This window comes from Mesorhizobium sp. M1A.F.Ca.IN.020.06.1.1 (genome assembly GCF_004023265.1).
Lineage (GTDB): Bacteria > Pseudomonadota > Alphaproteobacteria > Rhizobiales > Rhizobiaceae > Mesorhizobium.
Genome location: NZ_RZSR01000162.1, coordinates 1 through 8,417, shown reverse-complemented (window position 1 = coordinate 8,417; position 8,417 = coordinate 1). Strand labels below are relative to the sequence as shown.

Below are 8,417 nucleotides of genomic sequence, written 5' to 3'. Positions count from 1 at the left end.
GCGTGGACTAGCCGGAAAATCACGCAGGGGTGTTTCCGACCGGGGCGGCATGGCGAGCCCGGCCGGAAAGCCGGCTTAGGCCAGGTCGACGTCGAGGATCGCCATCGAGAAATTATAGTCGCCGTCGTCCTCGTCCTTGAAGACGATGCCGAGGAATTCGTCACCGACATAGACCTCGGCAGAGTCTTCCTTGCGCGGGCGCGCCTTCACCTGCAGCTTGGGATTCTGGAAGACGCGCTTGAAGTAGGCGTCCAGCTTTCTGATTTCGTCTGGCTTCAAAAGTCTTCTCCGAATGCGGCTGTTCGTTGGAACGCGCTTCTGACACGCCGACGATGGCGATGTAAAGGCAAGCCGGCAGCATTACAACCGAGCCTTGAGTGGCGACCGGACTCCGGCCACTGGCGATGACCGCAGAATCAGATGTCGAAGCTGACGACGTGGTCCATCGTCTGCGAGGGCAGGAGCTGGTCCATCTGTCGCGAGGGCTGGTCGCAGCCGGTCTCTCCGACGACACGCGCCGGCACGCCGGCAACCGTCTTGTTATGCGGCACGGGCGAAAGCACCACCGAACCGGCCGCGATCTTCGAGCAATGGCCGATCTCTATGTTGCCGAGGATCTTGGCGCCGGCGCCGATCAGCACGCCGCGGCGGATCTTCGGATGGCGGTCGCCGCTGGCCTTGCCGGTGCCGCCCAGCGTCACGCCGTGCAGGATCGAGACATCGTCCTCGATGACGGCGGTCTGGCCGACCACCAGGCCGGTGGCGTGATCGAGAAAAATGCCCTTGCCGATGCGGGCGGCCGGGTTGATATCGGTCTGGAACACCGAGGACGAGCGGCTCTGCAGGTAGAGCGCGAAGTCCCTGCGGCCCTGGTTCCACAGCCAATGCGCCAAACGGTGCGTCTGGATGGCATGAAAGCCCTTGAAATAAAGCACCGGCATGATGAAGCGGTCGCAGGCAGGGTCGCGATCGTAATAGGCTTGGATGTCGACGCGGACCGTCGTGCTCCACTCCGGATCGTCGGCAAGCATGGCCTTGAAGGTCTGGCGGATGAGGTCGGAGCCGATATCCTGATGCGCCAGGCGCTCGGCCAGGCGGTGAATGACCGCTTCTTCCAGGCTCTCCTGGTTGAGGATGGTGGAATAGAGGAAAGCAGCCAGCAACGGATCGCGGTTTACCGCTTCCATCGCCTCATCCCTGATCGCGCGCCAGATCGGGTCGACCGGCTGCACCATGCTGGGGCGGGCTATCGTAACGCTGTTCATCGACGGTCTCCGGCCTGCTCATTCATCCGGCGGCACATATAGGCCAGATCATAACACGGTTGAACTCAATTTTCCTTAGTGCTTTGTCAAATGAACTTGGTTCACCGAGATTCAAGCGGCGATGGAAAACGAACCCTTGATCGACGATGCGCTGAAAAGCGAGCTTGCCGCGCTCTATCAGACCGCGGATCGCGACTATCACGGCTTGCCTCACATCGAAGCGATGCTGGCGTTGGCAGCCGAACACCGGCACCTTCTTGACGATCCAGAAGCAGTCGAAGCGGCGATCTGGTTCCATGACGCGGTCTATGACAGCCGCGCCAAGGACAACGAGGCAAAGAGCGCGGTGCTCGCAGAAAGGAAGCTCTCCGGCCGCACCGACCCGGCCCGGCTTGCCCGGATTCTGGCCATGATCAGCGCCACCGCCACGCACCAGTTGCCGCCGCTCGAAGATGAGGGTGCCGCGAGTGATGCCGCCCTTTTCCTCGACATGGACCTCGCGATCCTCGGTGCCGATCCGAACCGCTTCGACGCCTACGAGAAGGCGGTCCGGCGCGAATATGGCTGGGTCGAGGAACCGATCTGGCGCGCCGGCCGCGCGGCTGTCCTGACGAGCTTCCTGGCCCGTCCGCATATTTTCAACACACAATCGTTTCGCGATCGGTTCGAGGCTCGGGCCAGGGAAAATCTGGTCCGATCGCTGCAGGTCCTGCAAGACCAGTCTCAACAGACCTGATCGCCACGCCGAACGTGAACGCCTCTGGGATGACCGAAACCATGGAAAACAACTTCTTCCAACCCGTCGACGCCGCCCAGGTGCCGCGATTTGCCGGGCTTTCCACCTTCATGCGGCTGCCGGCGGTGCCGAACGCGAAGGGGCTCGATATTGCCCTTGTCGGGATTCCTTGGGATGGCGGCACGACCAATCGGGCCGGCGCCCGCCATGGTCCGCGCGAAATCAGGAACCAGTCGAGCCTGATGCGCCGCGTCCACCACGTGTCGGGAACCGAGCCGTTCAGCATTGCCAATGTCGCCGATGTGGGAGACCTCTCGGTCAATCCCATCAACTTGCTCGACGGCTTGAAACGCATCGAGGACGGCATCGCCGCGATCGTTGCTGACGGCGCTCTCCCTTTGGCCGCCGGCGGCGATCATCTGACGACATTGCCGGTGCTGCGCGCCATCGCCCGCAAGGAACCCGTCGGCATGATCCACTTCGACGCGCATTCCGACACGAACGACCGCTACTTCGGCGACAATCCCTATACGCACGGAACGCCCTTTCGCCGCGCGATCGAGGAAGGGCTGCTCGACCCGAAGCGGGTTATCCAGATCGGAATTCGAGGCTCGATCTATGAGCCGGGCGAACACGACTGGGCGACCGCTCAGGGCGTGCGCATCGTATATATGGAAGAGTTCGTCAAACGCGGCACCGCTTCCGTCATGCAGGAAGCACGCGATCTTGTCGGCGACAGCCTCATTTACGTGACCTTCGACATCGATTGCATCGATCCGTCGATGGCCCCTGGCACCGGCACGCCGGAGCTCGGCGGCTTCACCACCCGCGAGGTGCAGGAGCTGGTTCGATTGCTCGACGGATTGAATTTCGCCGGAGCCGACGTCGTCGAGGTCGCGCCTCCTTTTGATATTGGCGGCATGACGGCGCTTGCCGGCGCGACCATGATGTTCGAGCTGCTTTGCGTCATGGCGAAATCCATCGCCGACAGGAGAACGCGCGGCTAAAGCATTCTCCCCGAAGTGCTTCCAGTTTCGGGAAAAGGACATCGCAAAGGTCAAAAGCAGGTCGCGTTTCGCGCAACCTGCTTTAGACGCGTCGTCGCCCGCAGCGGACGGTATGGGTCAGAGCGGATTTTCGGCGTAGAACTCCAGCACGCGCTGCTTGAAGCTCTTGTCGCCGACGGCGAGCATGTGGTCGCGGCCCTCGATGCGAAAAGCCTCTGCGTGGGGCATCAGCGCGGCAAGCTCGTCGGGCGAGCCGGCGATGTCGTCCTTGGTCCCGACGGCAATCAGGGTCGGCTGGGCGATCCGCGCGACATCGTCCTCGCTCATTGACGCGCGTGAGCCGACTATGCAGACGGCCAGCGCCCGGCGGTCGCTGCGCGTCTGGTCGGCGAAGGCGCGAAACGAGCGGCCGCGCGCATGGCTGATCGTACCAGCATCCTCGGCCAGAAGCGCATCGGCGATTGGATCCCAGTCGCCGACGCCGTCGACAAGACCGATGCCGAGGCCGCCGAACACCAGCGTCGCCACCTTGTCCGGATTGGACAACGCCATGAAGGCGGATACCCGCGCGCCCATCGAATAGCCCATGACATGGGCGTGCTCGATGCCGAGGTGATCGAGCAGCGCGGCCGCGTCCGAGGCCATCTTGGCCGGCGTGTAGTCCGCCTCCTGGTAGCTCTTCGTCGACGCACCGTGGCCGCGATTGTCGACGGCGATGGCGCGGTACCCCGCGTCGTTCAGCGTCTTGAACCAGCCCGGCGAGACCCAATTGACGTAGTGGCTGGAGGCGAAGCCGTGGATCATCAGCACCGGATCGCCCTGACCGGACGCCGGCCGGCGGTCGAGGTAAGCGAGTTCGAAGCCGTCATGGGAAAAATATTGCATCTGGTGCAGCCGCGGTCAGTTGGAGCCGGCGCCCGAGGTCTTATCGATCGCTGGGTGACGCAGGAGATCGCCGTCCTTCAGACCGTCCTTGGCGGCCGTTCCCGCCTTCAGCTCAAGCACGAAGCTTACCGGCTGTCCGGGCGAGATGATCGCCTCCGACTCCGGTTCGCCACGCTTGACGGCCTTGATCCTGCCGTCCTGGCCGATAAAGACCAGGTCGAGTGGCATCGGTGTATTCTTCATCCAGAAATTCACCTCAGCGGGCCGCTCGAACACGAACAGCATGCCGTGATCGTCGGCCATGTCCTTACGAAACATCAGCCCGGCCTCGCGTTCTTCCGAGGTGTCGGCGATCTCGATGGAGAAGGAATGCTTGCCGGAGCCGGTGATCGCGACGAGCGGCGTCGGATCGGCAGGCAGCATCATCGCCTGACCGTCCGCCGAACTCGGTTTCAAGGCGCTGAAAATGGCGGCCAGAGCGATGGCGGCGCAAAGCGCGCCTGCGGTCAGCCAGTTGCGATGAGCCATGTGATACCTCGTCCAGGCCCTGTCCTAGACCATGATCCGAGCGAGTGGAACTGGTTTTTGGACAGGAACGGCCTTGCACCGGGCAGGGCATCCCGATCGTATCGAGAGAGCCCGATGCATGTCGCCCAAAACTGCCAAGCGGTTTTGGCGAACATACATCAAGCAAAAATAAAGTGCGTCGGGCCGCGCTTTAATGCGAGACCGGCAAGGTGCCCATATCGGGGTGTATTTCGGCGGCCATAAGGCCTTTGTCGCCGCGTCCGAAGCGAACCAGTACGACCTGGCCGGGCCTCAGCTCGGTGATGCCATAGCGGCGCAGCGTCTCCATATGGACGAAGATGTCCTCGGTGCCCTCGCCCCGGGTCAGAAAGCCGAATCCCTTGGTGCGGTTGAACCACTTCACCAGCGCCCGCTCAAGCCCGCTCTCGGCAGTCACGGTGACATGCGTGCGCTGCTCCTGCTCGGCCGGATGCACCGCTGTCGAGGCGTCCATGGAAAGAACCCGGAAAGCCTGCAGGCCACGCTCGCCCTGCTTGACGAGACAGACGACGCGCGCGCCTTCCAGCGCGGTCTGAAAGCCGTCTCTTCGAAGACATGTCACATGGAGGAGAATATCACCCGAGACGCCGTCGTCCGGAAGAATGAAGCCGTAGCCCTTGGCCACGTCGAACCATTTGATAGCGCCGGCGATTTCGACAAGCCCGGCGGAGTCGCCGCCACTGTCTCGCGTCAAGGCGTCGTCAAGGCTTCCGTCCCGCCTCGTAAAAGAGGCTTTTTCCCCCATAAGAACGCCCCCTTTTCCAACTGCAACCGCTAGTGATTCTTGCCATCAGATTAACACTGCGGCTTCCGGGGTGTGCAAGACCTGACGTGCCTTTTTTCACCGTTGAGCACCGGAAAGCCTCAATTGTTGTTTACCGGCGCGGCCTGAAGCGCAAAGGCGCGGCTGAAATCGATCACTCCATCGGTTTTGTCGGACGATTGCCCTTTGGCGGAGCGGCTCCTATGGTGCGCCGCAAACGTAACGCCGCGAGGAATCCGATATGCGCTATCTTCACACAATGGTCCGCGTCGCCGACATCGATCAATCGCTCGATTTCTACTGCAACAAGCTCGGCCTCAAGGAAGTGCGTCGCTACGAGAACGAGCAGGGACGCTACACGCTGATCTTCCTCGCCGCGCCCGATGACGAGCAAAGCGGCATTGCAGAGAAGGCGCCGCTGGTCGAACTGACCTACAATTGGGATCCGGAGGAGTACAAAGGCGGCCGCAACTTCGGCCACCTCGCCTATGAGGTCGACGACATCTACGCCACCTGCCAGAAGCTGATGGACAATGGCGTGACCATCAACCGGCCGCCGCGCGACGGCAACATGGCCTTCATCCGCTCGCCGGACGGCATCTCCATCGAGCTGCTGCAGAAAGGCCCGGCCAAGGCAAAGGCGGAGCCATGGGCCTCGATGTCGAATACGGGAAGCTGGTAGGCGCCTGCCCCTCCCGGGGATTTGACCGGCCGGTCTATGGCGTTTTGCCGGATCGCGCCTATCTAAGCGCTTGTGGCGCCAGCCAGATCAGGCTGGCGCTTTTCTTGATCCGCCGGGAGAATTTCATGCCGACCAGCCGCGCCGACGTCGCCACTGAAAACGCCAGCCGCTATCTGCAGCAGCTCTGCAAGCACTGGGCGCACAAGTTCCCGGTCGAATTCGACCCGCATCACGGCGCCATCCAGCTCTCGCTCGGCCGCACCGTGATGGATGCAGACGACAAGGCTCTCCACATCGCGGTCGCCGCTGACGACGCCGCCTCGCTCGAGCGGCTGGAAACCGTGGTCGCCGACCACATCAAGCGCTTCGCCTTCCGCGAGGAGCTGACCTTCGACTGGCAGAAGGCTGCCTGAAAGAATTGAGCGTCAGCCGGCGGCCTTGCTGGCCATTTCGAGCAGCGCAAGCACGCTGCGCCAGTTGCGCGCCGTGCCCGGCACCTTGAGCGTTCGCCCAATAAGATTGGCAAACACCGATTTGCCAAGCCCTTCCGGCGCATGCAGGTAAAGCACGTCGCCTTTGATCTCGAAGCGCTCCGGGCCGGCACACTTTTCCGCCAGCCGCTTCGCCTCTTCCGCGGTCGGCTCTCGCTCCAGCGCATAGGCATGCAGCTTGGTCGGCTCGCCGGCAACCTCCGGATAGGGATTGTCCTTCACCAGGCGCTCGAACCAGCCGGCATTGCGCACCATGATGCGGGAATTGAACTCCCATTTCTTCTCGAAGGCCGCTTCGAGTGCTTTGGTCAGCGCCGCAGCGTCGTTGTTGTTGGCACGAAACACGACGTTGCCGCTTTGCACGTAGGTCGATACATCGGTGAAGCCGAGGTCTTCGAAGAACGACCTCAGCTCCGCCATCTTGACGATGCGGTTGCCACCGACATTGATGCCGGAAAACAGGGCTACGAACACCGTTCCTTTGTCGCCCGTTTTTGGCCCGCTCATATGATGAACCCCGCGAGCGTCTCGTTGTCGGTGATGTCCTGATACTGCACGCCCTCGGCGTCGAAATTGGCCTTCAGCAGATCGAAATTGCGCCGGTCCTTGGTCTCGATGCCGATCAGCACCGAGCCGAAATTGCGCGCCGACTTCTTGAGATACTCGAAGCGCGTGATGTCGTCGTCCGGGCCGAGCATTTCGAGGAAATCGCGCAATGCGCCCGGCCGCTGCGGGAAGCGGATGATGAAGTACTTCTTTAGCCCTTCGAAACGCAGCGCTCGTTCCTTGACGTCCGGCAGGCGCTCGAAATCGAAATTGCCCCCCGAGACGATCGCGACGATGGTCTTGCCCCTCCTCTCCTTGCGGGAAAAATCCTTGAGCGCGTCGATCGCCAATGCGCCGGCTGGCTCCAGCACCACGCCCTCGACATTGAGCATCTCGATCATCGTCGCGCAAAGCCGGTTTTCCGGGACAAGGCGCACCGCGTCGGCGGTGAATTCCTTGAGATGGCGCAGCGGCTCGCGGCCGATTTCAGCCACCGCCGCCCCATCGACGAAGTTGTCGACCTTGGCGAGCCTGATCCGCTTGCCGCCGGCGAGACTCTCGCTAAGGCTAGGCGCGCCCGCCGGCTCGCAGAATACGAAGCGCAATTCACGCTGCTGGTCGGCGAAATAGTGGGTGACGCCTGCAGCCAGGCCGCCTCCGCCCACAGGCAGCATGACGATGTCGGGCATGCGTCCGCCCGGCATCTGGGCTGCGATCTCATAGGCAACGGTCGCCTGCCCCTCGATGATGTCCTTGTGGTCGAAGGGCGGCACCATATGCGCGCCGGCGGCTTCGGTGAACTCGAAGGCGGCGCGATAGCAATCGTCGAAGAAGTCGCCGACCAGCCTGATCTCGACGAAATCGCCGCCGAAAAGGCGCGTCTTGTCGATCTTTTGCTGCGGCGTCGTCACGGGCATGAACACCACGCCCTTTTTGCCGAAATGGCGGCAGACGAAGGCAAAGCCCTGCGCGTGGTTGCCCGCCGAGGCGCAGACGAACAGCTCGGCATTGTTGCCGGCGGCGAGCGCCTTGCGGAAGAAGTTGAAGGCGCCCCTGATCTTGTAGGAGCGGACCGGCGTCAGGTCCTCGCGCTTCAGGAGGATGCGGGCGCCGGTCTTTTTCGACAGGTAGTCGTTCTCCTGCAGCGGCGTTTCCGGAAAGATCCCGCGGATCGCCTCCGCGGCGCCTGCGACGCGGGAAGAAAAACTGTTCATGAGGCAACCGGCTCCGAGACCATGTGGTTCGCAGCCCAAGCCTATTGCATAGTTTGGTTTTCGCGGCCACCGATGCAGCCGCTCGCCGGCCTGCTGCCGCCACTTTGGTTTTCGCGCAACAGTGCCAAGGCCGTTGGCACCCGCCGATCAAATTTCCGCTGGACACGACTTACTTCCGCCGCACTTCCCCTGTCCGGGAGATTTCGCGGAGGCAGATGGCCAATTGCGGCCGGAATGGAAGTTTCGACGTGCATTTGAAGA

General features: G+C 62.3%; 12 protein-coding genes. 4 read left to right on the top strand and 8 right to left on the bottom strand.

Annotated features, from left to right (window positions below):
• Nucleotides 1-75: 75 nt before the first annotated feature.
• Nucleotides 76-279, bottom strand: coding sequence for a DUF3126 family protein (locus EOA60_RS10015; protein ID WP_040969488.1), 204 nt, complete (start codon nt 277-279; stop codon nt 76-78).
• A 137-nt stretch (nt 280-416) separates the two neighbouring features.
• A complete protein-coding gene (cysE, locus tag EOA60_RS10010; protein WP_067328223.1) occupies nt 417-1,265 on the bottom strand; it encodes a serine O-acetyltransferase in 849 nt (282 codons plus the stop codon).
• 121 nt (nt 1,266-1,386) lie between these two features.
• Between cysE and EOA60_RS10005 the strand changes: the two genes are divergently transcribed.
• Nucleotides 1,387-2,001: a hypothetical protein gene (locus tag EOA60_RS10005; RefSeq protein WP_095825235.1), complete on the top strand. Its 615-nt coding sequence runs from the start codon at nt 1,387-1,389 to the stop codon at nt 1,999-2,001.
• Between the two features lie 41 nt (nt 2,002-2,042).
• Nucleotides 2,043-3,008, top strand: a complete 966-nt coding sequence (speB, locus tag EOA60_RS10000) for an agmatinase (protein WP_095825337.1) — start codon at nt 2,043-2,045, stop codon at nt 3,006-3,008.
• Nucleotides 3,009-3,125: 117 nt separating this feature from the next.
• Here speB and EOA60_RS09995 read toward each other — a convergent pair whose 3' ends face one another.
• From EOA60_RS09995 to EOA60_RS09985, 3 genes are all read right to left on the bottom strand, one after another.
• Nucleotides 3,126-3,893 (bottom strand): alpha/beta hydrolase, encoded by a 768-nt coding sequence (locus tag EOA60_RS09995; RefSeq protein ID WP_095779572.1) that lies wholly within the window; start codon nt 3,891-3,893, stop codon nt 3,126-3,128.
• 15 nt (nt 3,894-3,908) lie between these two features.
• On the bottom strand, nt 3,909-4,421 hold the full coding sequence (locus EOA60_RS09990) for a DUF192 domain-containing protein (RefSeq protein WP_095825234.1): 513 nt from the start codon (nt 4,419-4,421) through the stop codon (nt 3,909-3,911).
• Between the two features lie 190 nt (nt 4,422-4,611).
• On the bottom strand, nt 4,612-5,205 hold the full coding sequence (locus tag EOA60_RS09985) for a cold-shock protein (RefSeq protein WP_066998870.1): 594 nt from the start codon (nt 5,203-5,205) through the stop codon (nt 4,612-4,614).
• A 259-nt stretch (nt 5,206-5,464) separates the two neighbouring features.
• Between EOA60_RS09985 and gloA the strand changes: the two genes are divergently transcribed.
• Entirely contained in the window at nt 5,465-5,905 is a 441-nt protein-coding gene (gene gloA, locus EOA60_RS09980; protein ID WP_066998873.1) for a lactoylglutathione lyase, read from the top strand.
• A 125-nt stretch (nt 5,906-6,030) separates the two neighbouring features.
• On the top strand, nt 6,031-6,318 hold the full coding sequence (locus EOA60_RS09975) for a DUF2218 domain-containing protein (RefSeq protein ID WP_067328442.1): 288 nt from the start codon (nt 6,031-6,033) through the stop codon (nt 6,316-6,318).
• A gap of 12 nt (nt 6,319-6,330) precedes the next feature.
• On the opposite strand, the gene EOA60_RS09970 is transcribed toward EOA60_RS09975, so the two are convergent.
• From EOA60_RS09970 to EOA60_RS38215, 3 genes are all read right to left on the bottom strand, one after another.
• The gene (locus EOA60_RS09970; RefSeq protein ID WP_067328214.1) at nt 6,331-6,903 is read right to left on the bottom strand and encodes a DUF1697 domain-containing protein; all 573 of its coding nucleotides are present in this window, start codon (nt 6,901-6,903) and stop codon (nt 6,331-6,333) included.
• Nucleotides 6,900-8,156 (bottom strand): threonine ammonia-lyase IlvA, encoded by a 1,257-nt coding sequence (gene ilvA / locus EOA60_RS09965; RefSeq protein ID WP_095825233.1) that lies wholly within the window; start codon nt 8,154-8,156, stop codon nt 6,900-6,902. Before ilvA ends, EOA60_RS09970 begins: the two co-directional genes overlap by 4 nt.
• A 41-nt stretch (nt 8,157-8,197) precedes the next feature.
• The coding region (locus EOA60_RS38215) for a hypothetical protein (protein ID WP_206628118.1) at nt 8,198-8,417 on the bottom strand (220 nt) is incomplete at its 5' end.